Annotated in this window: 25 protein-coding genes; 16 read left to right on the plus strand and 9 right to left on the minus strand. The window is 59.9% G+C overall.

The window, feature by feature from the left end:
• Positions 1–63 precede the first annotated feature (63 nt).
• The 4 genes from KFZ77_RS04190 (at position 64) to KFZ77_RS04205 (ending at position 4,123) form a co-directional block, all read left to right on the plus strand.
• Positions 64–1,185: a ribosomal protein uL16 3-hydroxylase gene (locus tag KFZ77_RS04190; RefSeq protein ID WP_264385515.1), complete on the plus strand. Its 1,122-nt coding sequence runs from the start codon at positions 64–66 to the stop codon at positions 1,183–1,185.
• Between the two features lie 195 nt (positions 1,186–1,380).
• Positions 1,381–1,806 (plus strand): DUF2231 domain-containing protein, encoded by a 426-nt coding sequence (locus KFZ77_RS04195; RefSeq protein WP_031524154.1) that lies wholly within the window; start codon positions 1,381–1,383, stop codon positions 1,804–1,806.
• Between the two features lie 11 nt (positions 1,807–1,817).
• Complete coding sequence (locus KFZ77_RS04200; RefSeq protein WP_264385516.1) at positions 1,818–3,119, plus strand: PQQ-dependent sugar dehydrogenase; 1,302 nt, start codon at positions 1,818–1,820, stop codon at positions 3,117–3,119.
• A 422-nt stretch (positions 3,120–3,541) separates the two neighbouring features.
• A complete protein-coding gene (locus tag KFZ77_RS04205) occupies positions 3,542–4,123 on the plus strand; it encodes a hypothetical protein (protein ID WP_264385517.1) in 582 nt (193 codons plus the stop codon).
• Positions 4,124–4,171: 48 nt separating this feature from the next.
• On the opposite strand, the gene KFZ77_RS04210 is transcribed toward KFZ77_RS04205, so the two are convergent.
• Positions 4,172–4,750 carry a DJ-1/PfpI family protein gene (locus KFZ77_RS04210; RefSeq protein WP_264386145.1) on the minus strand — a complete coding sequence of 193 codons (579 nt, stop codon included), beginning with the start codon at positions 4,748–4,750 and terminating at the stop codon, positions 4,172–4,174.
• A 158-nt stretch (positions 4,751–4,908) separates the two neighbouring features.
• Complete coding sequence (gene norR / locus KFZ77_RS04215; RefSeq protein WP_264385518.1) at positions 4,909–6,432, minus strand: nitric oxide reductase transcriptional regulator NorR; 1,524 nt, start codon at positions 6,430–6,432, stop codon at positions 4,909–4,911.
• A gap of 184 nt (positions 6,433–6,616) precedes the next feature.
• Between norR and norV the strand changes: the two genes are divergently transcribed.
• On the plus strand, positions 6,617–8,065 hold the full coding sequence (norV, locus tag KFZ77_RS04220; protein WP_264385519.1) for an anaerobic nitric oxide reductase flavorubredoxin: 1,449 nt from the start codon (positions 6,617–6,619) through the stop codon (positions 8,063–8,065).
• Positions 8,062–9,195 (plus strand): NADH:flavorubredoxin reductase NorW, encoded by a 1,134-nt coding sequence (gene norW / locus KFZ77_RS04225; protein WP_264385520.1) that lies wholly within the window; start codon positions 8,062–8,064, stop codon positions 9,193–9,195. Before norV ends, norW begins: the two co-directional genes overlap by 4 nt.
• A gap of 41 nt (positions 9,196–9,236) precedes the next feature.
• Here the strand turns inward: norW and KFZ77_RS04230 are convergent, their stop codons facing one another.
• Positions 9,237–9,635: a rhodanese-like domain-containing protein gene (locus KFZ77_RS04230; protein WP_264385521.1), complete on the minus strand. Its 399-nt coding sequence runs from the start codon at positions 9,633–9,635 to the stop codon at positions 9,237–9,239.
• A gap of 184 nt (positions 9,636–9,819) precedes the next feature.
• On the opposite strand from KFZ77_RS04230, the gene KFZ77_RS04235 reads away from it, so the two are divergent.
• From KFZ77_RS04235 to tauD, 5 genes are all read left to right on the plus strand, one after another.
• Positions 9,820–10,668 carry a LysR family transcriptional regulator gene (locus tag KFZ77_RS04235; protein WP_264385522.1) on the plus strand — a complete coding sequence of 283 codons (849 nt, stop codon included), beginning with the start codon at positions 9,820–9,822 and terminating at the stop codon, positions 10,666–10,668.
• A gap of 186 nt (positions 10,669–10,854) precedes the next feature.
• Entirely contained in the window at positions 10,855–11,826 is a 972-nt protein-coding gene (tauA, locus tag KFZ77_RS04240; protein ID WP_264385523.1) for a taurine ABC transporter substrate-binding protein, read from the plus strand.
• 11 nt (positions 11,827–11,837) lie between these two features.
• The gene (tauB, locus tag KFZ77_RS04245; protein WP_264385524.1) at positions 11,838–12,605 is read left to right on the plus strand and encodes a taurine ABC transporter ATP-binding subunit; all 768 of its coding nucleotides are present in this window, start codon (positions 11,838–11,840) and stop codon (positions 12,603–12,605) included.
• The gene (gene tauC, locus KFZ77_RS04250) at positions 12,602–13,426 is read left to right on the plus strand and encodes a taurine ABC transporter permease TauC (RefSeq protein ID WP_264385525.1); all 825 of its coding nucleotides are present in this window, start codon (positions 12,602–12,604) and stop codon (positions 13,424–13,426) included. The genes tauB and tauC overlap by 4 nt, the downstream gene beginning before the upstream one ends.
• Complete coding sequence (gene tauD / locus KFZ77_RS04255) at positions 13,423–14,271, plus strand: taurine dioxygenase (protein ID WP_264385526.1); 849 nt, start codon at positions 13,423–13,425, stop codon at positions 14,269–14,271. Before tauC ends, tauD begins: the two co-directional genes overlap by 4 nt.
• An 83-nt stretch (positions 14,272–14,354) precedes the next feature.
• Here the strand turns inward: tauD and KFZ77_RS04260 are convergent, their stop codons facing one another.
• The 4 genes from KFZ77_RS04260 to ampH all read right to left on the minus strand — a co-directional run bounded on the left by KFZ77_RS04260 (position 14,355) and on the right by ampH (position 19,064).
• The gene (locus KFZ77_RS04260; protein ID WP_264386146.1) at positions 14,355–16,070 is read right to left on the minus strand and encodes a lysophospholipid acyltransferase family protein; all 1,716 of its coding nucleotides are present in this window, start codon (positions 16,068–16,070) and stop codon (positions 14,355–14,357) included.
• A 172-nt stretch (positions 16,071–16,242) separates the two neighbouring features.
• Entirely contained in the window at positions 16,243–17,217 is a 975-nt protein-coding gene (gene hemB, locus KFZ77_RS04265; protein WP_031524183.1) for a porphobilinogen synthase, read from the minus strand.
• Between the two features lie 95 nt (positions 17,218–17,312).
• A complete protein-coding gene (locus tag KFZ77_RS04270; RefSeq protein WP_264385527.1) occupies positions 17,313–17,807 on the minus strand; it encodes a CinA family protein in 495 nt (164 codons plus the stop codon).
• Positions 17,808–17,906: 99 nt separating this feature from the next.
• Complete coding sequence (gene ampH / locus KFZ77_RS04275) at positions 17,907–19,064, minus strand: D-alanyl-D-alanine-carboxypeptidase/endopeptidase AmpH (protein WP_031524185.1); 1,158 nt, start codon at positions 19,062–19,064, stop codon at positions 17,907–17,909.
• 368 nt (positions 19,065–19,432) lie between these two features.
• Here ampH and sbmA point away from each other — a divergent pair, with 368 nt between their 5' ends.
• Together sbmA and KFZ77_RS04285 are read left to right on the plus strand one after the other, a co-directional pair.
• Entirely contained in the window at positions 19,433–20,653 is a 1,221-nt protein-coding gene (sbmA, locus tag KFZ77_RS04280; RefSeq protein ID WP_264385528.1) for a peptide antibiotic transporter SbmA, read from the plus strand.
• Between the two features lie 61 nt (positions 20,654–20,714).
• Positions 20,715–21,788 carry a DUF1615 domain-containing protein gene (locus KFZ77_RS04285; RefSeq protein WP_264386147.1) on the plus strand — a complete coding sequence of 358 codons (1,074 nt, stop codon included), beginning with the start codon at positions 20,715–20,717 and terminating at the stop codon, positions 21,786–21,788.
• Here KFZ77_RS04285 and KFZ77_RS04290 read toward each other — a convergent pair.
• Positions 21,785–22,093, minus strand: coding sequence for a DUF2755 family protein (locus KFZ77_RS04290; protein WP_031524190.1), 309 nt, complete (start codon positions 22,091–22,093; stop codon positions 21,785–21,787). The two genes, KFZ77_RS04285 and KFZ77_RS04290, sit on opposite strands and share 4 nt — an antisense overlap.
• A 274-nt stretch (positions 22,094–22,367) precedes the next feature.
• Between KFZ77_RS04290 and KFZ77_RS04295 the strand changes: the two genes are divergently transcribed.
• Positions 22,368–22,586, plus strand: a complete 219-nt coding sequence (locus tag KFZ77_RS04295; RefSeq protein ID WP_031524192.1) for a DUF2754 family protein — start codon at positions 22,368–22,370, stop codon at positions 22,584–22,586.
• Positions 22,587–22,589: 3 nt separating this feature from the next.
• Here KFZ77_RS04295 and ddlA read toward each other — a convergent pair whose 3' ends face one another.
• A complete protein-coding gene (gene ddlA / locus KFZ77_RS04300; protein WP_264385529.1) occupies positions 22,590–23,690 on the minus strand; it encodes a D-alanine--D-alanine ligase in 1,101 nt (366 codons plus the stop codon).
• A 142-nt stretch (positions 23,691–23,832) separates the two neighbouring features.
• On the opposite strand from ddlA, the gene KFZ77_RS04305 reads away from it, so the two are divergent.
• Both KFZ77_RS04305 and KFZ77_RS04310 read left to right on the plus strand, forming a co-directional pair.
• Complete coding sequence (locus KFZ77_RS04305) at positions 23,833–24,531, plus strand: extensin-like domain-containing protein (RefSeq protein ID WP_031524195.1); 699 nt, start codon at positions 23,833–23,835, stop codon at positions 24,529–24,531.
• An 85-nt stretch (positions 24,532–24,616) separates the two neighbouring features.
• Positions 24,617–25,822 (plus strand): multidrug efflux MFS transporter, encoded by a 1,206-nt coding sequence (locus KFZ77_RS04310; RefSeq protein WP_264385530.1) that lies wholly within the window; start codon positions 24,617–24,619, stop codon positions 25,820–25,822.
• Positions 25,823–25,954 lie beyond the last annotated feature (132 nt).

The following is a 25,954-nucleotide window of genomic DNA, read 5'->3' on the forward strand; positions in this document are numbered from 1 at the left end:
CAAAACCCGCACCCCGTCCCCTCCCTATAATCAGCGCCTCTTACCTCTCACTGGTGGCAACCCATGGCATATCAACTCACGCTCGACTGGCCTGAATTTCTGGAAAAATACTGGCAAAAACAGCCGGTGGTACTGAAAAACGCATTTCCTGATTTCGTCGACCCCATTACCCCTGATGAACTGGCCGGGCTGGCGATGGAGCCGGAAGTGGACAGCCGCCTCGTCAGCCATCACAACGGCCAGTGGCAGGCCAGCAACGGCCCGTTCGAACATTTTGATGGCCTGGGTGACACCGGCTGGTCGCTGCTGGCGCAGGCGGTAAACCACTGGCACGCGCCGTCGGCGGAGCTGGTGCGTCCGTTCCGCGCCTTGCCGGACTGGCGGCTCGACGACCTGATGATCTCCTTCTCGGTGCCGGGCGGTGGCGTGGGGCCGCACATTGACCAGTACGACGTGTTCATTATTCAGGGCATGGGCAGTCGCCGCTGGCGTGTCGGAGATAAGCTGCCGATGCGTCAGTTCTGCCCGCATCCGGCGCTGCTGCACGTCGATCCGTTTACGCCCATCATTGATGAAGATCTGGAACCGGGCGACATCCTTTATATACCGCCAGGGTTCCCGCACGACGGCTTTACCCACGAAACCGCGCTCAACTACTCGGTGGGGTTCCGCGGCCCGAACGGACGGGATCTGATCAGCAGCTTCGCGGACTACGCGCTGGAAAACGATCTGGGCGGCGAGCACTACAGCGATCCGGATCTTACTCTGCGCGATCATCCGGGACGGATCGAAGAGTATGAAATGGATCGCCTGCGCGAGATGATGATGACGATGCTGAAGCAGCCGGAGGATTTCCGCGCGTGGTTTGGCCGCTTCATTACCACGCCGCGTCACGAGCTGGATGTCGCCCCGGCAGAGCCGCCGTATCAGCCGCAGGAGATCCAGGAGGCGCTGCAGGACGGCGAGCGGCTGGTGCGGCTCAACGGTCTGCGGGTGCTGAGCGTTAACGGTAGCATATTCATCAACAGCGAACCTTTTGATGCTGTCGACAGCAGTGGCGCAGACGCGCTGAGCCGTTATACCGTCATCGGTAAAAACGAGCTGGGCGACGCGCTCAACAACCCGGCGTTTATGAGCCAGTTAACCGAACTGGTAAATCAGGGATATTGGTTCTTCGACGAGTAAACTCCCGCCCGTTACGCGGCTTGCGTCACGCGAGCCGCGGTCATCGCGTTCCGTTCGTTTCAGTCACTAAATCCATATCCCTTTCATATTATTCCGTCACAATTCCTCATATTTACTAATCTTTTACAGGCATGCTCATGACTGGCGCACGCCTGGCTGGTCGCCGCTAATTTTGGATGACTTCAGGAGACGGAAATGCACATCCACTACCCCGCTGGACGCTCGGCGCTTGCCGTGACGCTGTATGAGCTCTTCAATCCCATTCCCCTCGGCTTCTTCGTCGCCGCCTGGATCTTCGACATTCTCTATATCAAAACCTACGAGCTGATGTGGACCCACGCCGCGAGCTGGCTTATCGCCATCGGCCTGATTATCGCCATCATCCCGCGCCTCATTAACCTGGTGCAGGTGTGGGTCGGGCAGCGCTACCCGCAGACCTCGGCGATAAAAGTGCATTTCTGGCTCAACCTTGTGGCGATCCTGCTGGCTATCATTAATGCTTTTGTTCACAGCCGCGACGCCTGGGCCGTAGTACCGACCGGGGCGATCCTCTCCACGCTGGTAGTAATCCTGCTGCTGCTTGGCAATGTTCAGTTCGCGTTACGTCAACGCATCGCTTAAGGAGAAGCCCGATGAAAACTTATCAACGTGCATTGCTTGCTGCCGCCCTGGCGGCCGTGCTGAGTGGCTGCGACGACGGCGCGACCCTCGATCCGCAAAAGCAGATGGGGCCGAACCCGGAGCTGCCGGACTCGCAAAACTTCCTGCTGCCGCCGATGCAGGTGCCTGAAGGCGTCGCCTGGAAAGAGGGCGAGATGCCGACGGTGGCCGAGGGGCTCAAGATTGAGAAAATCGCCGACGGCCTGATGCATCCGCGCCAGGTATACGTCCTGCCTAATAACGATGTACTGGTGGCCGAGTCTAACGGCGGGCCGAAGCCGGTTACACGCCCGAAACAGTTGATCATGGGCGTGGTGCAGAAGGCCTCTGGCAAAGGCGGGCCGGGCGGTAACCGCATCACGCTGCTGCGCAACGTCAACGGCACGTGGGAAAAGCACACCTTTATCGAAAACCTCAATGCTCCGTTTGGTATTCAGCTCACCGGCAATACGCTGTGGGTGGCGAATGCCGACAGCCTGATGAAGTTCCCTTATGAAGAGGGGCAAACGACAATCAGCGCGCCGGGGGAAGTGGTCACCGAACTGCCGGGCGGACCGATCAATCACCACTGGACCAAAGCACTGCTGGCCAGCCCGGACGGCAGCAAGCTCTACGTTGGCGTAGGGTCCAACAGTAACGTAGGCGAAAACGGCATCGGTGCGGAGTACCGTCGCGCCGCCGTGCTGGAAGTGGACGCTGCCAGCGGCGCCAGCCGTATCTTTGCCAGCGGGCTTCGCAACCCCACCGGGCTGCAGTGGGAACCGCAGAGTGGCAAACTCTGGGCTATTGTTAACGAACGCGACGAGATTGGTTCAGACCTGGTGCCGGACTACATGACGTCGGTGCAGGAGAACGGTTTTTACGGCTGGCCCTACAGCTATTTCGGTCAGCACGTGGATGAGCGCGCGAAGCCGCCACGCCCGGATCTGGTCGAGAAGGCCATCAAACCGGACTACGCTATTAGCTCGCATGTTGCGCCGCTGGGGCTGCTGTTCTATACCGCGACCAACATGCCGCAGTATCAGGGCGGGGCGTTCGTCAGCGAACACGGCAGCTGGAACCGCTCGCCGCTCAATGGCTACCAGGTGATGTGGGTGAAGTTTGAAAACGGTCAGCCGGTCGGACTGCCGCAGCCGGTAGTGACGGGCTTTTTGACTGAAGATCAGAAGCAGGTACGCGGCCTGCCGGTAGGGCTGGCGATGGACCAGCAGGGCGGGGTGCTGATTGCTGATGATGCCGGGAATACTATCTGGCGGGTTAGCGCGGCGCAGTAAGTGTTGTCGCTCAGCGCCCGACGGTACCAGCAGGCCGTCGGGCGCTGACGTTTTTATCGCGCCAGCAAGGCGCGAGTTTGGCGTTACGACTTTGCGTGTCCGCATGGCGGACCGATGACTGCATACAATTCTGATATACACGGGGCATAACGGCAGGAAAAACCGGGCGCCGTCGGGCTGGCAATGAAAAGGGTGACGATGGGATCGCGCAGCGTTTTTTCGATCTGCTTTCCAGTTTTTCTGCAACGTGCATTCTTCAGCCACTTTTCTCCCGAGTCGCTTCGTATTTATTTCCTTGCTGGCTGGTCACTGTCCCCGTTTCTCTATACTGTGTTTTTATCCAGTAAATATCTCCTGGATAAGCGAAACCCGGCGATGCGGATACACGGCCGGGCCTCTGACCATCACGTGGGAGCAACGCTATGGCTATAGAAGATGTTAACACAGGGCAAAACCCGGCCATCACCCGCGCCCCGCCGGAATTGCGTAGCGCTTCGAAATATCTGAACGCCGTTGGTGGAAAATACGACCCGGGTTCTGGTTTTTCAAAACAGGCTATTCTGGGGATCGCCGTGACGAAAGAAATGGACTTTATTGAACTGGCTGCGCTATCTGAAATGCTGGTGTGCGAACTTATCGAATGCAGTAACCCGGTGGCACGTCTGGCGCTGCTCGGCAAACTTAGCGCCACCCTTGAGCGGCTGCACGCCGTGCTGCTGGCACCGGTGCCCGCGCACCGCCTTGAGCAGCTTAGCGCCACGTCGCTGCCGATCGAAGAACCCTTCTGCATCGGTAGCGATGCCCTGATGCTGACTAATTACTGCCAGCATCTGGTGCGGGTGCTGTTAACCGGCATACTGCCGCCGGTGGATCAGCAGGGGCTGACAGGGCTGACGTTCGATCTGCTGCATCATCTGGGGGAGGTGTTGCGCACGCCATCCTTCACGCGCACCGCAGAAGGCTATCGCGATCGCGGGGGCGGTATTGTAGAGCCGGGGATTTGAACGGTAGCCAGGCGGACGCACCGCTGCTGCGGCACGTCATCAGAAGTATCAGCGGTTTTTCGTCGGGTCCAGCCAGGGGTAATAGATATGCTCGGCGTGATCTTCAGCCGGGAAGCTGTCACCCAGCAGGCGGCTGGCGACGGTAAAGGCGAAGTCAAACACCCGTCCCAGACCCTTGCCGCTGATCAGGTTGCCGTCCTCAACCACGCTCTGGTCGACGTATTGCCCGTCGGTAACGTTCTGCCACAGATCACCTGAGCAGACGTAGCGTCGTCCTTTCAGCAGCCCGTTGCCGCCCAGCACCCGTGCGGCGGCGGAGCAGATTGGGCAGATAAGTTTACCCTGCTCATCATGGCGGCGCACAAAAGCGATCACCTCCGGGCTTTGCGCCAGGAACACGCTGCCGTCCGGGCCACCGGGCAGCACCACGGCGTCATAGGTATTGTCGAATGCCACCTTCAGCGTGGTATCGGCTACCAGCGGAATAGCGTGATAGCTCTCAACCGCGCGGGTTGCTACGCAGGAGAGCGTCTCAACATTGATGTTAAGCCGACGCAAAATATCAATGGTGACGATGGCTTCACCCTCTTCGAAGCCCGGTGCCAGCAGTACCGCAACGCGTTTCATCATGTGCTCCTCAGGAAATGGTAAACAAACGGAAACAAACCTGAGGCAAGAGTAACGGCAACCTGCTGGCGCGTGTCGTTAAGAGGGTCACATAAAATGAAATGCTGGTTCATTTTAAGGTAAGGCCTGGTTCAGGGCCCGGCCCGCACAGCAGAGGGCTACGCCTTCATCCCCAGGCGTTTTGCGAGGCGGTGTAAATTGGCGACGTCCATGCCCAGCGCCCGGGCGCTTGCGGCCCAGTTTTGCTGATGCGCGGCTAGCGCGGCGGCAATCTGACTGCGCTGAAAATCCTCCGTGGCTTCGCGCAGCGGTTTTACCGCCGCCGTGCCGGGCGCTGCCGTAACGGCGGCAGCAGATGCTGGCGGCTGGTCAGCAAAGCTGAAATGCTCCGGTGTGAGTACCACGTCATCCCCGGCCACGGCCGCGCGGGCTAATACCACGGCGCGGTAGATGGCATGTTCCAGCTCGCGCACGTTGCCCGGCCACGGGTAAGCAAGCAGCGCAGCCCGCGCGGCAGGGTTGAGCACCACGCGCGACAGCCCGAGACGCAGCCGGCTCTGCTCGCAGAAGTAGCCGGCCAGCAGGATCACGTCGTCGCCGCGTTCACGCAGCGGCGGGACCGAGAGCGGGAAAACGCTGAGGCGGTGGAACAGGTCGGCGCGAAAACGTCCGGCGAGCACCTCCTCACGCAGGTCGCGGTTGGTAGCGGCCAGCACCCGCACGTCAACGCGGATGCTGCGGTCATCGCCAACGCGCTGAATATCGCCATACTGCAATACGCGCAGCAGCTTGGCCTGCAGCGCCAGCGACAGCTCGCCGATCTCATCAAGAAACAGCGTCCCGTTGTCGGCCATCTCGAACTTGCCGCTGCGGTTGCTGATGGCCCCGGTAAAGGCGCCCTTAACGTGACCGAACAGCTCGCTCTCCGCCACGCTCTCCGGCAGGGCCGCGCAGTTGAGATACACCAGCGAATTTACCGCGCGCGGGGAGCCTTCATGAAGTGCTTTTGCCACCAGCTCTTTGCCGGTGCCGGTTTCGCCGTCGATCAGCACATTGAGGTCGGAGGCGGCAACGATGTCGATCTCCTTTTTCAGCTGCGTCATGCCGGGCGAAAGGCCAATCATCTGTGAACCGGGCTGAGGTTCAAAAGCACCGGGCGCACGCGGCATCAGGTTCTGGCTCTCGAGCTTTTCGATCAGCAGCGCGTTATTCAGCGCGCCCGCCGCCAGGGCGGCAATCAGCCGCAGCGCCTCGTCGCTGAAGGCGTCAAACTGATCGGGTGACATGCCGTCCAGCGTCAGGGCACCAATCAGGTTTTGCCCGGCGAACAGCGGCAGGCCGACGCAGGCATGAACGTGAAAGTTTTCATGGCCGGGGATCAGCCCGTCGTAGGGATCGGGCAGATCGCTGTCCGCCGGGAAGCGCACCACGTCCCCGGCGCGGGCGATGGCCTCCAGCCGCGGATGGCCCTCCAGCGTAAACCGGCGGCCCAGCACGTCCTGCGCCAGGCCGTCGATCGCCAGCGGAATAAACTGCCGCGCCTCATAACGCAGCAGGGCGGAGGCATCGCATCCCAACACCTGGCGCAGCGTGGTAATAAGCCGCTGGAAGCGATCCTGATGACCAATACCGCTTTGCAGTTCGAGCGCGATCGTAGCCAGGGCATTCACTGAGAAACGCATAGTCACCTCATAGTCAATTTGACAATTTATGATGTCATATTGACACTGTTTTTCATAGTCATTTAGACAATGTGAAAAAAGCATTGGCAATAAATTCATAAATAAATCAATTAATTAAAAACTGGCACGGATCCTGATAATAGCTCTGTATCTTTTGACAATAATTTCGTTACAGAGGTACATCATGGCTATTCATGTAAAAAACAATATTCACTGGGTCGGGCAGCGCGACTGGGAAGTACGTGACTTTCACGGCACCGAATACAAAACCCTTAAGGGCAGCAGCTACAACAGCTACCTGATCCGCGAAGGGAAAAACGTACTGATCGACACGGTCGATCATAAGTTCAGCCGTGAATTCGTGCAGAACCTGCGCGGCGAGATCGACCTCGCGGCGATCGATTACATCGTGATCAACCACGCCGAAGAGGATCACGCCGGGGCGTTAACCGAGCTGATGGCCTGCATCCCGGATACGCCGATCTACTGCACCGCGAACGCGATCGACTCCATCACCGGGCATCACCACCACCCGGAGTGGAACTTCAACGTGGTGAAAACCGGCGACACGCTGGATATCGGCAACGGCAAGCAGCTGATCTTCGTGGAAACCCCGATGCTGCACTGGCCGGACAGCATGATGACTTATCTCACCGGCGATGCGGTGCTGTTCAGCAACGATGCCTTCGGCCAGCACTACTGCGATGAACGCCTGTTTAATGATGAAGTGGATCAGGCTGAACTGTTCGAGCAGTGCCAGCGCTACTACGCCAATATCCTGACGCCGTTCAGCCGCCTCGTAACGCCGAAAATTACCGAGATCCTCGGCTTCAATCTGCCGGTGGACATGATCGCCACTTCGCACGGCGTGGTATGGCGCGACAACCCGACGCAGATCGTCGAACTGTATCTGAAATGGGCGGCGGACTATCAGGAAGATCGCATCACTATCTTCTACGACACCATGTCCAACAATACGCGCATGATGGCCGACGCCATCGCCCAGGGGATCAATGAAGTGGACCCGCACGTAGCGGTGAAAATCTTCAACGTCGCACGCAGCGACAAGAACGAGATCCTGACCAACGTCTTCCGCTCCAAAGGCGTGCTGGTGGGCACCTCCACCATGAATAACGTGATGATGCCGAAAATTGCCGGCCTGGTTGAGGAGATGACGGGTCTGCGTTTTCGTAATAAACGCGCCAGCGCCTTCGGCTCCCACGGCTGGAGCGGCGGGGCGGTGGACAGACTCTCCACCCGTTTGCAGGACGCCGGTTTTGAAATGTCCCTGAGCCTGAAAGCCAAATGGCGCCCGGACAGCGACGCGCTGGAAGTCTGCCGCCAGCACGGGCGTGAGATTGCTCGCCAGTGGGCGCTTGCTCCACTGCCGGTCAGCAACATCAGCCCGGTCACTCCTCCGGCCGACGCGCCCGCGGCCCAGGCAGAAGCCGCCGATCTCGGCCCCTGCATGCAGTGCAGCGTCTGCCAGTGGATCTACGACCCGATGAAAGGCGAGCCGCTGCAGGATGTCGCACCGGGTACGCCGTGGAGCGACGTTCCGGATAATTTCCTCTGCCCCGAATGTTCACTCGGGAAAGACGTGTTCGACGAACTGGCGACGGAGGCAAAATGAACCACGGCATTGTGATCATCGGCTCGGGCTTCGCTGCCCGCCAGCTGGTGAAAAATATCCGTAAACAGGACGCGTACGTTCCGCTGACGCTTATCGCCGCCGACAGCATCGACGAGTACAACAAACCGGATCTCAGCCACGTTATCAGCCTCGGGCAAAGCGCTGACGACCTTACCCGCCAGACGGCGGGGGAGTTTGCCGAACAGTACAACCTGCAGCTGTTTCCCCATACCTGGGTGACGGACATCGACGCCGAGGCCCACGTCGTTAAATGCCGCGATCGCGAGTGGCGCTACGACAAACTGGTGCTGGCGGCCGGGGCCAGCGCGCTGGTGCCGCCGGTAGCGGGGCATGAGCTGATGCTGACGCTCAACAGCCAGCTGGAGTACCGCGCCAGTCAGACGACGCTGCGTGATGCGCAGCGCGTGCTGATTGTCGGTGGTGGGTTGATTGGTACTGAACTGGCGATGGACTTTTGCCGTGCCGGGAAAGCCGTCACGCTGCTGGATAACCGTGCCAGCATTCTGGCCGCGCTGATGCCGCCGGAAGTCAGCAGCCGCTTACAGCATCGGCTTACCGACATGGGGGTGCATCTGGTGCTCAAGGCGCAGCTGGCCGGACTGATCCGGAACGCCGATGGCATCACGGCGACGCTGGCGGATAGCCGCACGATCGCCGCTGATGTCGTCATTGCTGCCACAGGGCTGCGGCCGGAGACGGCGCTGGCACGTCGTGCCGGGGTGAACGTCGCCCGCGGCGTGCAGGTCGATAATTTCCTGCAAACCAGTCATCCGGATATCTTTGCCATTGGTGACTGCGCGGAGATCGACGGGCGGCTGCTGCCGTTCCTGCAGCCGATTCAGCTTAGCGCGATGGTGCTGGCGAAGAATCTGTTGCACGTCCAGACTCCGCTGCGGCTGCCGGCGATGCTGATCAAGGTGAAAACCCCGGATTTGCCGCTGCATCTGGCGGGGGAAACCCAGCGCAGCGATCTGAACTGGGAGATCGCCCTTAATGCCGACGGCATGCTGGCGAAAGGCGTGGATGAAAGCGGCACCCTGCGCGGTTTCGTGGTCAGCGAAGCGCGCATGAAGGATGCCTTTACCTTATTAAAAACCCTGGCCGTGTAGCCACGGCATGCCCTTGCGCACAGGGAGGTGCGCTTTTTTCTTCAGCACCCGCAGCTCACCGGCGTGCCGTCGCGGCCCTGATGGCCCTCGGTGGCGTAGCCGTCGCGTTTCCACCAGTCCAGCCCACCGATAAGCTCTTTTACCTGGAAACCCAGCGTCAGCAGCTTGAGCGCAGTTTGGGTGGAGGCGTTACAGCCGATGCCGTCGCAGTAGCAGATATACACCTTTGACGGGTCGAGTTGCTGCGTGGTATCGATGCATAGCGCCCGGTGCGGCAGGCTGAGCGCGCCGGGAATATGCTCGCGCTCAAACGCCGCGCGGTTGCGCCCGTCCACCACCACGATGTTTTCCTCCGCCTGCAGCGCCAGCCACAAATCCGCCGGGTCCATCTCAAATGCCAGTTTTTGCTGGTAATACGCCAGCTGTTCACTTTGGGACATGTGCTCTACCTCATGGTTGATAAATGGGAAGGGTAATGTGCTACAGGCACCACGTTAACAGGCCGGAAAAAAAGCGAAATGCACTCTTTTTTGAGGTGCCTGAAGCGTTGTTTCAGGCTGCGCAACGGAATTGATAAGCATCAGAGCGGCTGCTATAAGTGTGGGTCGGCAAGGGGAGATCGGTATGGACAGTAAGATACTGAAGAATTTTTTAAAAACCGCGCAGCTTGGCTCTTTGAGCGCCGCAGCGCAGGAAGCCTGTGTTACCGTGCAGGCGCTGGCCGCCCAGCTTAATAAACTGGAACAGCAGCTGGGCTTTCGGCTGTTCGAACGCACCAATAAAGGCGTTACCCTCACCGATGAAGGGCGGGATATTCTTCCCTGGATCACCGACGTCGTGAAGTCGTCGGCGGAATTACAGCATCGGGCTGCGCATCTGCGTCAACGCGGCGCGCCCGCGCTGCATATTGCGCTGAATAATACCTTTCCCGATGCGGTGAATCAGGCGCTGATGGCCTTTCTGCGCGCCAGGCTAAGCGCCTGGCCTTTGATATTCAGCACCTCAGAATCACCCGAGAACCTGGCGAAACTGGCACGCGACGAAGCGGATATCGGCGTTATTATTGGCGATCGACTGCCCACCGGGTTATATGCGGTCAACCTGCCTGGACTGAATATCGAGGTGGTCGCCGCCTCGGCGGGTATGCCGGTTAATAACGATACCGTATTAATTAAACCGATGCCGGAATGTGCGTATTCCGACTGCTTCGAACGTTTCGTCAGCCGATATAAAAACGGTTACGGTAAACTCCCGGTCCACTATTCCGGCAGCGAACATATCAGCGTCGCCATGATTAAAAGCAGCAACAGCATCGGTATTATTTCCCGCCGCGTGGCGCTGATGAATAACCTGACGATTTTGCCCGATTTTACCGATGCCCTGAGCGTGGCTTTACTGATGAAAACCCCGCTGCTGTCAGAGCGTGACCTCGCAGCCTTTACGCCAGATCCCTCGTTGCCCCTGAGCGCGTAGCAAACTTATACCCGCCTTAATAATAAAAGCGAGGCGGGAATAACCTGTTAACTTTCCTGCCCGGCAACTATCTATTTGCGCTTTTTATCTAAGCACTAATCTGCATTAAAAATAATTTTTAATTCCTTTATCAAATTCCGCGCGCCGGAAATACTGCCGCCATCACCTGTTGCGGAGAACAATAATATGACGGCAATACAATCAGGCGTAGTGGCAATACTGGCGGCGCTGGCTTTTCAGGCGCAGGCAGTGGATGTGACCGTGGCATACCAGACATCCGCCGAGCCGGCAAAAGTAGCTCAGGCCGACAGCACCTTTGAAAAGGCGAGCGGAGCAAAGGTTGACTGGCGTAAGTTTGACAGCGGGGCCAGCGTGGTGCGCGCCCTGGCGTCCGGCGATGTGCAGATCGGCAATATCGGCTCCAGTCCGCTGGCGGTTGCCGCCAGTCAGCAGGTGCCGATTGAAGTCTTTTTACTTGCCTCGCAGCTCGGCAACTCCGAAGCGCTGGTGGTGAAAAAAACCATCACGAAGCCGCAAGATCTGATCGGCAAGCGCATCGCCGTGCCCTTTACCTCCACCACCCATTACAGCCTGCTGGCCGCGCTCAAGCACTGGGGCATTACGCCCGGTCAGGTGCAGATCCTTAATCTTCAGCCTCCGGCCATCATTGCCGCCTGGCAGCGCGGCGATATCGACGGCGCCTACGTCTGGGCACCGGTGGTAAACGCGCTGGCGAAAACCGGCACGGTGCTGACGGACTCGGCGCAAGTGGGGGAATGGGGCTCGCCAACGCTCGACGTCTGGGTGGTACGCAAGGATTTTGCTGCGCAGCATCCTGAGGTGGTAACCGCCTTCGCCCGCAGCGCGTTGCAGGCGCAGCAGGGTTATCTTGCTGACCCGGATGCGTGGCTGAAGCAGCCGCAGAATCTGGAAAAACTGTCGCGGCTGAGCGGCGTACCGCAGAGCGATGTTCCGGCGCTGGTGAAAGGCAATACCTACCTCACGCCAGGGCAGCAGGTTGAGCAGCTTTCCGGCCCGGTGAATACCGCCATTGTCGATACCGCGAAATTCCTGAAGGAGCAGGGCAGGGTGCCCGCGGTTCAGGACGATTACCGCGCCTTCGTGACGGACCGGTTTATCAAACCCCTCGCGCACTAACCGGAGGCCAGATGCTGACTATCACTCATCTCAGCGCGGACTACGCGGGTAAGCCTGCCCTGTCCGACATCAATCTGACCCTCGACAGCGGCGAGCTACTGGTGGTGCTTGGCCCGTCGGGCTGCGGCAAAACCACGCTGCTCAACCTGGTGGCCGGATTTCTGCCTGCCCGCAGCGGATCGATCGTGCTTAACGGCAGGCCGGTGACCGGGCCTGGCGCTGAGCGCGGGGTGGTATTTCAGAATGAAGGCCTGCTGCCGTGGCGTACCGTGGAGGATAACGTGGCGCTGGGGCTACAGCTTGCCGGCATGGATAAACCTGCGCGCCGGGAGATCGCCCGGCAGATGCTGCGCAACGTCGGGCTGGAAGGCGCTGAAAAGCGCTTTATCTGGCAGCTCTCCGGCGGCCAGCGCCAGCGCGTCGGTATAGCCCGTGCGCTGGCAGCGGACCCGCAACTGCTGTTGCTGGACGAGCCCTTCGGCGCACTCGATGCCTTCACCCGCGAGCAGATGCAAACCCTGCTGCTGACGCTCTGGAAGGCGAGCGGCAAACAGGTGCTGCTGATCACCCACGATATCGAAGAAGCGGTATTTCTTGCTACCGAGCTGGTGCTGCTCTCGCCGGGGCCGGGACGGATCACCGAGCGTCTGCGGCTGGATTTCGGTCGGCGTTTCGCCAGCGGTGAGCCGTGCCGCAGCATCAAATCCGATCCGGAGTTTATTGCCCGGCGCGAGTACGTCCTGAGCCGGGTATTCGAGGAACGGGAGGCGTTTTCATGAGCGTACTGACAACGGATAAACCCCAGCACCGCCCCGCGCTGCGCTGGCCGCTGTCGCGCCAGCTGACGCTAAGCATCGCCACGCTGCTGGTACTGCTGCTGGTGTGGTGGATGGTTGCAGCGCAACAGTGGGTCAGCCCGCTGTTTCTGCCGCCGCCGGGCCAGGTGCTGGCGAAGCTGGTAACCATTGCCGGTCCGGAAGGCTTTATGGATGCCACGCTGTGGCAGCATCTGGCGGCGAGCCTCGGCCGTATTGGGCTGGCGCTGGTTGCTGCGGTGCTGACTGGCGTGCCGGTTGGCATCGCCATGGGGCTTAGCCCGACGGTGCGCGGCATGCTCGACCCGCTGATTGAGCTGTACCGCCCGGTGCCGCCGCTGGCTTATCTGCCGCTGATGGTGATCTGGTTTGGCATCGGCGAAACCTCCAAAGTGCTGCTTATCTGGCTGGCGATTTTCGCGCCGGTAGCGATGTCCGCCCTGGCTGGCGTCAGGAGTGCACAACAGGTGCGTATCCGCGCTGCCCAGGCGCTGGGGGCGTCGAGGCGACAGCTGCTGTGGTATGTCATTTTGCCCGGCGCGCTGCCGGAGATCCTCACCGGGCTGCGTATCGGGCTGGGCGTGGGCTGGTCCACGCTGGTGGCCGCCGAACTTATCGCCGCCACGCGCGGGCTGGGGTTTATGGTGCAGTCGGCCGGTGAATTTCTGGCAACGGACGTGGTGCTGGCTGGTATCGGCGTCATCGCGGTTATCGCCTTTATTTTAGAACTGGGCCTGCGCGCGCTGACGCGTCGCCTGACGCCCTGGCATGGAGAAGTGCAATGAGTGAACGTATCTCGATTACCGCGCTGGGGCCGTATATTGGCGCGCAGGTCTCCGGTCTCGATCTGACGAAGCCGCTGAGCGATAACCAGTTTGAGCAGCTCTATCACGCGCTGCTGCGCCATCAGGTGCTGTTTCTGCGTGAGCAGGCGCTGACCCCGCAGCAGCAGCGTGGGCTGGCGCTGCGCTTCGGCGATCTGCATATCCATCCGGTGTATCCGCATGCTGAGGGCGTGGAGGAGATTATCGTGCTGGATACCCACAATGATAATCCGCCGGATAACGATAACTGGCACACCGACGTGACGTTTATCAGGACCCCGCCCGCCGGGGCGATTCTGGCGGCGAAGCAGCTCCCGGAGACCGGTGGCGATACGCTCTGGACCAGCGGAATTGCCGCCTTCGAGGCGCTCTCTGCACCGGTCCAGCGCCTGCTGAGCGGGTTACAGGCCGAGCACGACTTCCGGAAGTCCTTCCCGGAGTGGAAGCACCAGGCCTGTGAGGATGAGCACCAGCGCTGGCTGCTGGCGGTGGAGAAAAACCCGCCGCTGCTGCATCCGGTGGTGCGTACCCATCCGGTCAGCGGACGCCAGGCGCTGTTCGTGAACGAGGGCTTCACGACGCGCATTGTTGATGTCACGCAGAAGGAGAGCGATGCGCTGTTGGGGTTCCTGTTCGCGCACATTACCAAACCGGAGTTTCAGGTGCGCTGGCGCTGGCAGGAGAATGACGTGGCGATCTGGGATAATCGCGTCACGCAGCACTATGCCAACGCCGACTATCTGCCGCAGCGGCGGATTATGCATCGTGCCACCATCCTCGGCGATACGCCCTTTTACCGCGGGTGATCATCAGGCGGCGGGTGCGCTACGCGTCCCCGCCCTGGGGCGAGGCTCCTGCGTAGGGTAGGTAAGCGCAGCGCACCCACCCTTCAGACGTTGCCCTCCGGGGCATGCGCTCCGATATAGCGCTGGTAGCGGGCGGGTTTAATGCGGGTGAGATCCACCAGCACCAGGCCATCCACGCAGTTGTTGAAGTTCGGATCGCTGCCGAAGTCGATAAACTGCACGCCACCCGGCTCGCACAGCTCGGAATACTGCTTATAGAGCGGCGGAATGCCGCACCCCAGGTTGCCGAGCAGCGATTTCAGGCGCGTCAGATCCTCGGTGTAATCGGTGCCGCTGAACTGCGCCAGCACGTCCGGCAGCGTTGCCGGGTACGGCCTGCGCGAAGCGGCCAGCGGATGCCCGGCGGGGAACCAGAGACGGTAAAACGCCACCAGCAGATCCCGTGCCGGTGCGGGCAGGCCGCCGGAAATCGACACCGGTCCGAACAGGTAACGATACTGCGGATAGCGCGCCAGATACGCGCCGATCCCGCTCCAGAGGTAGTCCAGCCCGCGACGTCCCCAGTAGCGCGGCTGAATAAAGCTGCGTCCCAGCTCAATGCCCTGCTCCAGAATATCCGCCATCTTCTCATCGTAGTGGAACAGGCTGTGGCTGTATAAGCCCTCAACCCCGCGCCGCTTCAGCTGTTCGGCGGTGGGAATGAAGCGGTAGGCACCGACGATCTCCAGCGCTTCTTCATCCCACAGGATCAGATGCCAGTAATCGTCGTCGTAGCTGTCGGTATCCCGGCGCTTGCCGCTGCCTTCGCCGACGGCGCGAAACGCAATCTCGCGCAGCCGCCCAAGTTCGCGCAGCAGCGGGGCTTCTTCCTGGCCGTCGCGCCGCCACAGGTAAATCAGCTTGCCGTCCGGTGCGCGGCCCAGGCACTCCGCCTGCGCCAGTTCGCGTTTCAGGGTGGCGCGATCTTCCGCCCGGGCAATGCCGCATTCGGTTTTGAAGCAGCCGGGCAGCCCTTTGCCGATGCGGATCACGTGTTTACGAAACGTCTGCGCCAGCTCCCGGGAGGGGATATTCGGGCTGTGCCAGTGGGCAAAGCTGATGCGTTCGCCCACTTTCACCGGCAGCACGCTGCCGCGCAGGCGGAACATCTGCTTGATCAGCAGCAGCATCGCCAGCATCGGCGACACCATGCTGCTGAGGTAAAACAGCGGGCTGTTGCGCCCGCGGATCGCCATCGGCAGGATAGTGGCCTGATATTTACTCGCCAGCTTGATAAAACCGTGGTTCCACGGCTTATCGCGCAGCCCCTTGCGCGTGATGCGCGACACTTCCCCCGCCGGGAAGAAAATCAGCACGCCGCCCTGCTGAAGCTGATTTTCCATCTGCATCAGTGAGGTTTTGCGGGTTTTACTGCCGAGATTGTCAACGGGGATAAACAGAGAGGAGAGGGGCTGAAGGTGGGTGAGCATGCGGTTGGCGACGACTTTAACGTCACGCCTGACGCGCGAGACGGCATAGAGCAACGCCAGGCCGTCGGCGGTACCGGTCGGGTGGTTGGCAACAATCACCAGCGGCCCCTGTTCCGGGATCTGCTCCAGATCGCGCGACGTGATATCGCAGCGCAGCTGTAAATGGTCAAGCACCTGTTCCACCATATCGAGTCCTTTCAGGTGGCGGTGACGGGCGGCGAACTGCTGAAACTCTTCCTCGCACAGCAGACGTTTAAGCAAACCCTTTTGCCAGGGCGCGGGTTGCGCCTGCGGCCAGAGGTCATCCAGAACGGTATCGATGCTAAACACAGTCATTCCTCCTGCTACCTGAGCGAGACAGTAGCGCCGCAAGATGACGGTGACATGTCAGAGAAATGACGAACAGGTCACATTATGACCGGGAGGAAATACGCGGGAAAAGATGCTGACACAGAAGTGAAACGGAGGCGGGCAGCGCCGCCTCCGGGGGCATCGCCGTCGGTTATGACAGGATTTTTTTCTCCGCCAGATCGAGGGCGAAGTAGGTGAAGATCAGATCCGCACCGGCACGCTTGATGGCGCCGAGGCTTTCCAGCGTCACGTTGTGCTCATCGATAGCACCCGCCTGGGCGGCGAATTTGATCATCGCGTACTCGCCGCTCACCTGATACGCGCCCAGCGGCAGCTCGGTGCGCTCGCGAATATCGCGCAGGATATCGAGATAGGCACCGGCCGGTTTTACCATCAGGCAGTCCGCACCCTGCGCCGCGTCGAGCAGCGATTCACGGATCGCTTCCCGGCGGTTCATCGGGTTCATCTGGTATGTTTTGCGATCGCCTTTCAGCGCGGTGCCCGCTGCTTCACGGAACGGGCCGTAGAAAGACGACGCGAACTTGGTGGAGTATGACATGATAGCGGTATCGGTGAAGCCCGCCGCGTCCAGCGCGCTACGGATCGCCTGCACCTGACCATCCATTGCCGCTGACGGAGCAATAAAATCAGCACCGGCCTGCGCGGCAACCACCGCCTGCTTGCCGAGGTTAGCCAGGGTCGCATCGTTATCGACGCCGTGGTCGCACAGCACGCCGCAGTGGCCGTGGGAGGTGTATTCGCAGAAGCAGGTGTCGGACATCACCACCATCTCCGGCACCGTCTCTTTGCAGATGCGGGACATGCGTGCCACCAGGCCGTTCGGGTTCCAGGCATCGCTGCCGGTGTCGTCGGTGTGGTGCGAGATACCGAAGGTCATCACCGAGCGGATACCGGCGTTGGCGATACGCTCGATCTCACGCGCCAGGTGCTTCTCGGGAATACGCATCACGCCCGGCATGGCGTTGATGGGCTTGTAATCGTCGATCTCTTCTTCAACAAAGATGGGCAACACCAGATCGTTTAAGGTCAGGGTTGTCTCTTCGAACATCGCACGCAGCGCGGGCGAGCGGCGCAGACGGCGTGGGCGGGTAATCAAATCGGTCATGGTAGCTATCTTTTTTTGTCGCAGAGAAAGCACTATGTTAACGCGAATTGCCGGTGTTGTTTTATCAATATCGGTCACTTACCCGCCGCGACGCGCTAGCGGTGCGTCTCCAGCAGGCGAGTCAGCTCGGTCATCGCCCAGATAGCGGCCTGCTCAATCACCTGGGTATTTTCCCCGGAAAACTGTTTCTTCCGGCTAACGACTTCGCCATCCGGCAGCGCCCAGCCAAACCATACGGTGCCCGCCGGCGTGCCGTCTTCACCGCCGTCCGGCCCGGCATAGCCGCTTATCGACAACCCGACGTCTTGGGCGGCTCGCTCCTGCGCGCCACGCGCCATCTCTTCAACGGTTTCGGCGCTGACTGCGGTAAAGCGCGCCAGCGTCTCGGGGCTGACACCCAGCAATTGGGTTTTAGCGTAGTTGCTGTAGGTGACGAAGCCACAGGAGTGATACTCGGCGGTGCTCCCGGTTGCGCAGAGCGTTTTGGTTACCAGGCCGCCGGTGCAGGATTCGGCGGTGGTCACGGTAAGGTCACGCGCGGTTAACGCGTCAGCAAGATTTTTTGCCGCACGCTGTAAGGCATTATCCATTCTTCACGATCTCCACAGTGAGCATAGTGTTACTCAGTATAGAAGACCTGCGGCAGGTGAGAGAAAAGCCGACGGGCGCAGCGGCCCGCCGGTGAGGGGTTACGAGGCAGGCACGATCCGCGGTTTGTTGCCGGACAGCTCGGCGACCAGGTCATTGACGCCGTCGCTCATGTTCACAAAACGCGTCAGCGGGCTGCGCGTGACGACGATAAAGACGCCCACGTTGTGCTGGGGGATCATCGCCATATAGGTAATGAAGCCGCCGCCGCCGCCGGTTTTCTGAATGATGCCGGGGCGTCCATCCTTCGGCTGCATATAGACCCAGCCGAGACCGAGCGCGTCGGCTTTACCCGGTACGTCCATGCCGATAACGCGCGTCAGTTGGCTGCGCTGGTAGATTAGTGTCTGCATGCGGTCGGCCTGGCTACTGCGCTCATGGAAGTCGGAGGCGAGGAACTGCTGCATCCAGCGCATCATGTCCGCGGGGGTGGAGTAGACGCCGCCGCTGCCGATGGCGGCGAGGGTGTTGTTGCACGGGCTGGCTCCCTTTTCGGCGACCATCAGGCGCTTGCACTGGTCCGGTGATGGGGTAAAGGTGGTGTCCTTCATCCCCAGCGGGCGGGTGATTTTTTCTTCAAACAGCTGCGGATACGGTTTGCCCGCCGCGCGCGCCAGGGCATCAGCCAGCAGATCGAACGCCAGGTTAGAGTAGGAGGCAATCGAGCCGGGCGCGCTTTTCAGCGTGGCGGTGGAGAGCCAGTTCCAGCGCTGTTCGCGGGTAGGCCAGATGAACACCGGACGATGCGGCGCACCGCCGGGCTGCTCGCGCGGCAGGGCGCTGGTGTGGGTGGCGAGATTCACCAGCGTAATGGGTTCACCGTTATAGGTCGGCACGCGCGCACCGGGCGGAGCGTATTTGCTCAGCGGATCGTTGAGCTGCACCACGCCCTCATCCAGCAGCTTCACCAGCATTTCGCTGGTCATCAGCTTGCTGATAGAGGCGATACGCACCACGGAATCAAGCTGCGGACGCACATTGCTGCCGGGGCGCGTCTCCCCGAAGCTGCGGAAGATACGCTGATTGCCGTCAATCGCCACCATCGCCATGCCGGTCGCGTTGCTGCCGTAATAGATAAGGTTGGCGTAGCGATCGACAATATCAGAAGCGAAAAGCGGGTCCGGGGACGTCTGGCTGTATCCGGCTACCGGCAACAGGGAGGTAACCAGCAGGGATAGGGAGAGCAAACAACGTTTCAAGGCGCGGATCCATACAGTAAACAAGAGGAATAGTGCGTATTTATACCACTCCATCACCCGCTGCAAAGAGGGATAACGAAGATTTACGCGGCGAAAAAGCGTAACTGACCATAACTGCACCCGTTTTTTCTTCTATAGTGATGCGCCAGGCGGGCCTGGTCAGAATGGAGAAGCCGAATGCGCCCGCACAGCGGATGAAACTCCTTGCGGCTGCGCTTGTCACAGTAGCCACGCGTTTACAGGCGTCCGGTTTTATATTTTGATACAGGATGGCCCTTTTTATGCATCACCTCATTGATGCGATACGCGTACTATTGGCAGCCGCTATACGCACAGCAGTGCAACAATAAAAAAAACGGAGAGATGTGATGTTTAAATCCTTTTTCCCCAACCCCAGACCGTTCTTCATTTCGGCGCTGGTATGGGCGATCCTGGCCGTGCTGTTCTGGGAGGCCGGCGGTGGCGACTGGCTTACCCGACTGGCTGGCAGCAATGGCGATGTCCCGATCAGCGCCGCGCGCTTCTGGTCCCGGGCCTACCTGGTGTTCTACGCCTACTACGCCTTCTGCATCGGCGCGTTTGCGCTGTGCTGGTTTATCTGGCGTCCGCATCGCTGGCAGTACTGGTCGGTACTCGGCAGCGCGCTGATTATTTTTGGCACCTGGTTCCAGGTGGAAGTGGGGGTCGCCATCAACGCCTGGTACGCCCCGTTCTACGATCTGATCCAGACTGCGCTCGGCTCGCCGCATAAGGTACGCATTGAGCAGTTCTACCATCAGCTGGTGATCTTCCTCGGTATCGCGCTGATCGCCGTGGTGATCGGCGTGCTGAACTACTTCTTTATCAGCCACTACGTGTTCCGCTGGCGTACCGCGATGAACGAGTACTATATGGCGCGCTGGCAGCGCCTGCGCCACATTGAAGGCGCAGCGCAGCGCGTGCAGGAAGATACCATGCGCTTCTCATCCACCCTTGAGAGCGTGGGCGTCGGCGTGCTCAATGCGGTACTGACGCTGCTGGCGTTTCTGCCGGTGTTGATGGCGCTCTCGCCGCACGTAAAGGATCTGCCTGTCGTCGGCAGCGTGCCGTACGGGCTGGTGTGGGCTGCGATTATCTGGTCGGTGGTCGGCACCGGGCTGCTGGCGGTGGTAGGGATCAGACTCCCCGGGCTGGAGTTCAATAATCAGCGTGTCGAAGCGGCATACCGTAAAGAACTGGTCTATGGTGAGGATGACCCTAAGCGCGCCGACCCGGTGAGCGTGCGCGAGCTATTCGCCAACGTGCGTAAAAACTACTTCCGCCTCTACTTCCACTATATGTACTTCAACGTGGCGCGCATTCTTTATCTGCAGGTAGATGCGGTGATTGGACTGTTCCTGCTCGGGCCCTCTATCGTCGCCGGGGCGCTGACGCTGGGGCTGATGCAGCAGATCAACAACGTGTTCGGGGAGGTGCGCGGGGCTTTCCAGTACCTGATCAGTTCCTGGACTACGCTGGTGGAGCTGCTGTCGATCTATAAACGTCTGCGCAGTTTCGAACAGACGCTGAATGACGAGCCGGTAACGGACACGCCCGAGGCACTCGCCTGAGGCCTTTTTTGTAAATAAGGATAATGCCGTGACGATCTCCTCTTTACCGCGCAGCGGTTTCCTGTCGCTGAGTCTGCTGGCCACACTGGTGCTGGCAGGGTGTAGCAGTGAAAAGCAGCACTCCGCTCCCGGTCAGCCCACCGTCGATGTGCGCAAGGTGGTAAAGCAGAAGATGCCGGCGCGTATCAAAGATCGCGACGGCTGGGCGCGGGATATCGCTACGGCATTTGAGAGTCAGAAGCTACCCGCTACGCTTGATAACGTCTGTTCGGTACTGGCGGTGGCGGAGCAGGAGTCGGGCTACGTTGCCGATCCGGTGGTGCCGGGGCTGAGTAAGATTGCCTGGCAGGAGATCGACCGGCGCGCGGAAAAACTGCATATTCCGGCGTTCCTGGTGCGTACCGCGCTGAAAATCCCCTCCTCAAACGGCAAAAGCTACAGCGAACGGCTGGATAAGGTGACCACCGAGAAGCAGCTCAGCGCGATTTTTGACGACGTGCTGAACCGCGTACCGCTCGGTCAGCGGCTGTTCGGCTCGCTCAACCCGGTGCATACCGGCGGGCCCATGCAGGTAGCCATCGCCTTTGCCGAAGCGCACACCGACGGCTACCCGTGGCAGCGTGAAGGCAGCGTGCGGGAAGAAGTATTCACCCGGCGCGGCGGCATGTGGTTCGGCATCTACCATCTGTTGAACTATCCGGCTAACTACTCGCGCTCCCTGTACCGCTTTGCCGATTTCAACGCCGGATGGTACGCCAGCCGCAATGCCGCGTTTCAGAATGCCGTCAGTAAAGCCAGCGGCGTGAAGCTGGCGCTGGATGGCGATTTGATTCGTTACGACAGCGACGAGCCGGGCAAAACCGAACTGGCGGTGCGTAAGCTGGCGTCACAGCTGGATCTGGATAACGACGATATTCATCGCGCGCTGCGCAAGGGCGACACCCTGGATTTCGAAGACACGACGCTTTACGCCCGCACCTTTGCGCTGGCGGAGAAGAAGACGGGAAGAACCTTACCGAAGGAAGTGTTGCCGGGGATCACGCTGGAGAGTCCGAAGATCACCCGTCAGCTTACCACTGCGTGGTTTGCTAAACGGGTGGATGAGCGTCGGGCCAGATGTACTGGCCAGAACTAGTAGTGACGCTGGCGGACCTTTAGCCAGACAGCGACGGCGGCAAACAGCACACAGCCGAGAATAAACGGAATCAGTCCAAAAACGGTACCGACCGCGAGTTCCATCTCAATGCGGGGACGATTGTTGTCCTGCATCTGCATCAGATGCTCAAACACACCCGGCGCATGCATCAGCACGTTCAGCAACTGGGAACCGACCCAGAAGCAGAACAGTACAAACACGGCATAGGCAACGTTGCCAAGGGTAGTTGATTTGTCACGCTTTTTCCCGGCGATGATGGGTTTAGACATTGTAAAATCAGCCATTATGACCTCCCGGGGAACTCACTTTTGCCGGCGCTGCGCCAGCAATACATGACTGAGTCTGACAGGTCATAGGAATTGTCAATATCAGATTGATGGTAATTTCTGCTGCAGATTACTCCTGGATGTCAGTTTTATGTAATCACTCACATTTTTGTTACTTAATTAATCAAACGATAACATTTAAGACTTTCCGTAGCGCTGACGTCGCGACCCGGCACGCAGACAGGCGACGGGGAACTGTGCGAAGATGCGCGTTTTCAACTCTGGAGCGATCATGAAGCTGTCTGCCAAAATGCGCCGTGACTGGCATTACTATGCCTTTGCCATCGGCCTGACCTTTATTCTGTACGGTATTGTCGGTTTGCTGGGTTTCGAAGCCAAAGGCTGGCAAACCTATGCGGTGGGGCTGGTAGCCTGGGCGATCAGCATGTGGCTGGCGAGCCTGATTATTCGCCGTCGCCCGGAGGATGAACCGGACGAGGCGAACAAGTAACCCTTAGCGGGTGATGGCGCTTTTCAGCGCGCTGTCTGCGGCGTAGCGCTCCAGCGCCAGCTCAATCAGGCGGGTGATCAGGGTCTGGTAGTCCAGCCCGCTGGCCTGCCACAGCTTGGGATACATGCTGATATTGGTAAAGCCAGGCAGGGTGTTGATCTCGTTGATAATCACCTCGTTTTCCGGCGTCAGGAACACGTCCACGCGCGCCATGCCGGCGCACTCCAGCGTCTGATACGCGGCAACAGCAATCTCACGGATACGGTCGTTAATCTGCGGATCGATGGCGGCCGGCACCACCACCTGCGCGCCTTTGTCATCGATGTATTTGGTGTCGTACGAGTAGAAGGCATCGTTCACCACCACTTCACCACAGGTGCTGGCCTGCGGGTGATCGTTACCCAGCACCGCACACTCAATCTCTCGTCCGGTGATGCCCTGTTCAATCAACACCTTATGATCGAATTCAAACGCCAGCGCAACGGCGGCCTCAAACTCGTCTGCGCGGGTCACTTTGCTGACCCCGACCGACGACCCCTGGTTGGCCGGCTTCACGAACAGCGGCAGGCCGAGACGGGCGGTGACGGCCTCAAAGGTAAAGCGCGCGCGACTGGTGCGCGTCAGGGTCACAAAGGGGGCGACGTTCAGCCCCGCATCGCGCAGCAGACGCTTGGCAATGTCTTTATCCATGCTCACTGCGGAACCCAATACGCCGGAGCCGACAAACGGCAGATTTGCCATGCGCAGCATCCCCTGCAGCGAGCCGTCTTCGCCGAGCGTGCCGTGGACGATGGGGAAAATCACATCCACCTGGGAGAGCGCCTCGCCCTGACGGGATTCGATCAGCTGCGCCTGGGCCACGCCCGGCACCAGCGCGACGGTGTTTTCCGACCGGTTCAGGGCAATACGCGCCGGGTCCTGGGCGTTCAGCAGGTAGTTGCTGGCATCATTGATATGCCACTCCCCCTGCTTATCAATGCCGAGCAGCACCACATCAAACTTCGTTTTATCGATGGCATCGACGATATTTTTCGCTGACTGCAGCGATACTTCGTGCTCCGCCGATTTCCCACCAAAAACAATGCCTACCCGCAGTTTTGCCATGACCCACACGTCCCCAACAGTAAGAAAGCCCCTACCATAGCACGCTGATTTTCCGCTTTCATGCGCTTCATTGCCCGGGCTACGCATCGGGCGGGCTGAGCCGTCTATACTGTGTGTTCTGCATACAAATCAGGGAGGGGGGATGAAAAAAGGGGGAGGTCTGGTGACCGGAATCGTAATCGCCGCCGTGATGGGCTACTGGCTCTATGACTATCTGCCGTCGCACTATAATCCCTTCGCGCCGCTTTCACCCACCGATCCGCCGACGATGATCACGCGCTACAAGCTGCGCGAGCTGGCAAAACAGCCGGAAGCCTGTATGGCGGTCCTGAATCAGGCGCAGCAGCTGAAGATGATCGCGTTTCGCCCGGCACCTGACGTGCGCGGCGACTGTACCGTGGAAAACCCGGTGCGCGTCACCCGCTTTGGCGATGTAGCGCTCAGCAGCTCGTTTCTCGCCAGCTGCCCGCTGGCGGTGAGCAGCGCCATGTTCGTCCAGCAGCGCGCCGTCCCGGCTGCGCAGACGGTGGCAGGCAGCAAGCTCACGCGTATCGACCACCTGGGCAGCTTCGCCTGCCGCAATATCTATAACCGTCCCGGCGCGCGCCTGAGCGAACACGCCACTGCCGATGCGCTGGACATCAGCGGTTTTCGCCTTGCCAACGGCGAGCGGCTGAGCGTCGTCCGCGACTGGAACAATCAGGCGCAGAAGGGCGCGCTGCTGCGCCAGCTGTTCAGCGACAGCTGCGCGTTTTACGGCAACGCGCTGGGGCCGGAGTATAACGCTGCCCATGCCGACCATTTCCATCTCGGGATGCGCGGCTTCGGGATCTGCCGGTAGGGCGCTGGAGTGTGATACAGTCGTCACTATCACCGTTTAGCCGTCTGGCCCCGTGGGCCGGACCCACAGTCTGAAATAACGCCCTATGGAATCCTGGAAGGTCAATCTCATCTCTGTCTGGTTCGGCTGCTTCTTTACCGGGCTTGCTATCAGCCAGATCCTGCCGTTCCTTCCCCTGTACGTGGCGCAGCTCGGTGTCAGCTCGCATGAAGCGCTGTCGATGTGGTCGGGGCTGACCTTTAGCGTCACCTTTTTGATTTCGGCAATTGTGTCGCCGATGTGGGGCAGCCTTGCTGACCGCAAGGGACGCAAGCTGATGCTGCTGCGCGCCTCGCTGGGGATGGCGATCGCTATTCTGCTGCAGGCCTTTGCCACCAACGTCTGGCAGCTGTTTTTCCTGCGGGCAGTGATGGGGCTGACGTCCGGCTATATTCCTAACGCGATGGCGCTGGTGGCCTCGCAGGTGCCGCGAGAACGCAGCGGCTGGGCGCTCAGCACGCTCTCCACCGCCCAGATAAGCGGCGTGATCGTCGGGCCGCTGATGGGCGGCTTTCTGGCGGATTATCTGGGGCTGCGCACGGTGTTTATCTTTACCGCCGTGCTGCTGATGGTGAGCTTTACCGTTACGCTGTTTCTCATTAAAGAGGGGCCGCGCCCGGCGGTAAATAAAGCACAGCGGCTGAGTGGCGAGGCGGTATTTGCTTCCCTGCCGCAGCCGTGGCTGGTGGTCAGCCTGTTTGTCACCACGCTGGTGATCCAGCTCTCCAACGGCTCGATAAGCCCGATTCTTGCGTTGTTCATCCAGTCGCTGGCCCCGCACAGTACCAATATCGCGTTTCTCAGCGGGTTTATTGCGGCGGTGCCGGGCGTTTCCGCGCTGCTGGCGGCCCCGCGGCTGGGTAAGCTCGGCGACCGGATCGGCACCGGGCGCATTCTGCTCGCCACCCTGAGCGTGGCCGTGGTGCTGTTTTTTGCCATGTCGTTTGTGACCTCGCCCACCCAGCTGGCGGTGCTGCGTTTCCTGCTCGGCTTTGCGGATGGCGCAATGCTGCCGGCGGTACAAACCCTGCTGCTGAAATATTCCAGCGATCAGGTTACCGGGCGCATTTTCGGTTACAACCAGTCGTTTATGTATCTCGGAAACGTCGCCGGGCCGCTGATGGGCGCGGCGGTGTCGGCAATGGCAGGATTTCGTTGGGTATTTATCGCGACTGCGATAGTGGTGCTGATCAATGTCTGGCAGCTGTGGCGCGCGTTAAAAAAGGCGGAGCGGGCAAAAATAAACGGATGATATAAACTGTAAACCGGACGGGAAAATATATCCATAAGTTTGATGAATGCTTTGGATCTTATTCCCCGACCACGGTGTAACGGTATAACGTTTATTTGGGTTGAGAAACGTTTCGCTGGCGCTTATTTCGGC

The sequence above is a fragment of the Siccibacter colletis genome, assembly GCF_025914095.1.
In the GTDB taxonomy this organism is placed as follows: domain Bacteria; phylum Pseudomonadota; class Gammaproteobacteria; order Enterobacterales; family Enterobacteriaceae; genus Siccibacter; species Siccibacter colletis.